The organism is Sphingomonas sp. 66-10, assembly GCF_001897045.1.
Classification (GTDB): domain Bacteria; phylum Pseudomonadota; class Alphaproteobacteria; order Sphingomonadales; family Sphingomonadaceae; genus Sphingomonas; species Sphingomonas lycopersici.
Map to the genome: position 1 here is coordinate 8,427 of NZ_MKRR01000137.1, position 375 is coordinate 8,801.

A 375-nucleotide genomic window follows, 5' to 3' on the forward strand; every position below is an offset into this window, starting at 1 on the left:
GATGTCGAGGCCGATCACCGTGTCGCCGCCCACGGTCTTGTCGTAATTATAATAGCGCAGCCCGCCCGTGACGGTGAGGCTTTCCACCGGCGTCACCGAAAGCTCGCCGAACACCGCCTTCTGCGTCAGATAATCGACGATATGGCGTTGCAGCAGCGGCGGCGCACCCGCGATCTGCGACCCGTCGGCGGCATTGACCCGCCGGCCTTCGGACAGGATGTGGGCGGTGCGGTCTTCGTAAAAGCCGCCGATCGTCCATTGCAGGAAACCGGGCTTGCTCGATTGCAGACGGATCTCGCCCGTCCAGTCCTTGAGCGACTGCGGCTGATAATAGATGGCCGGGGTAATGCCGTCGATATAGGCATTGAAACTGGC

At 61.9% G+C, this 375-nt stretch carries 1 pseudogene; it reads right to left on the reverse strand.

Annotated features, from left to right (window positions below):
- Positions 1-375, reverse strand: a pseudogene (locus BGN95_RS18495) (TonB-dependent receptor); the annotation flags it as partial.